The 1,188-nt window shown below is 64.8% G+C and carries 1 protein-coding gene; it reads left to right on the top strand.

Going from position 1 to position 1,188, the window contains the following annotated elements:
• Positions 1-71: 71 nt before the first annotated feature.
• Complete coding sequence (locus VO99_RS27445) at positions 72-1,031, top strand: IS5 family transposase (RefSeq protein ID WP_046116153.1); 960 nt, start codon at positions 72-74, stop codon at positions 1,029-1,031.
• The last annotated feature ends 157 nt before the right edge of the window (positions 1,032-1,188 follow it).

Below are 1,188 nucleotides of genomic sequence, written 5' to 3'. Positions count from 1 at the left end.
TAGGGAAGGTCTGCACAACTACGTGCCGATCCGAATAGCCTGACCGCCCGGCGCCAGGGACGATCACGCTCATGAAGCAGCTCGGACTTGGCCTGAACCTGTCGACGAAGAAGACCCGCAAGCGCGAGTTCCTCGAAGAGATGGAACGCGTGGTGCCGTGGTCGGCGCTGGTGCAGGTGGTGGAGCCGTACTACCCTAAGGCCAAGACCGGACGGCCGCCGTTTCCCATCGAGACCATGCTGCGAGTTCACTACCTGCAGCAATGGTTCGCGCTGTCCGACCCGGCGATGGAAGAGGCGCTGCACGACATGCCCGTCTTCCGTGAGTTCGCTCGTTTGGGCGAAGGTGTCGAGCGATTGCCTGACGAGACCACCATCCTGAGGTTTCGGCACCTGCTGGAGAAGCACGATTTGGCCACCGACATGCTGCGGGTGGTCAACGACATCCTCCAGGCCAAGGGCCTGATGATGAAGAAGGGCACCGTCGTCGACGCCACCTTGATCGCCGCGCCGAGTTCGACCAAGAACGCCGAGGGCGAGCGGGACCCCGAGATGAAGCAGGCCAAGAAGGGCAACCAGTGGTACTTCGGCATGAAGGCCCACATCGGCGTGGACGCGCACTCTGGCTTGGTGCACAGCGTCGTGGGCACGGCCGCCAGCGTCAACGACGTGACGCAGGCCGGCGCACTGCTGCACGGTGACGAGCAGGTAGCCTTTGGAGACGCGGGCTACCAAGGCGTGCACAAGCGCATCGAAGCCCAGGGGCCTCAGTGGCACGTGGCCATGCGGCCAGGGCTGCGGCGCAAGCTCAACCCGTTCATCGCGCCGCACTTCGAGGCGCTGAGCCTGGAGAAGTGGAAGGCAAGCACCCGGGCCAAGGTCGAGCATCCGTTCCGGGTGATCAAGCGGCAGTTCGGCTACACGAAGGTTCGCTACCGAGGATTGGCCAAGAACACGGCGCAGATCGCCACGCTTTTCGCGCTGTCAAACCTGTGGATGGCGAGGCGGCAGTTGATCGGAGCGCAGGGATGAGTGCGTCCGCGGTGCCCTGCAGGGGCCTGCGGAGCGCCGCAGCAGGCCCAACCGGGGCCTCGAAGACGCCGCGAATCGCCTCGGTGCAGCCAGACGGCGCTTGGCGATCATCGAATCGGCTCGACGGGCGCATCGCATCGCGTTGTGCAGACCTTCC

This window comes from Aquincola tertiaricarbonis, from assembly GCF_000969605.1.
Lineage (GTDB): Bacteria > Pseudomonadota > Gammaproteobacteria > Burkholderiales > Burkholderiaceae_C > Aquincola > Aquincola tertiaricarbonis.
Note: the sequence above shows the minus strand (reverse complement) of the source record. Positions and strands in the feature narration are given on the sequence as shown.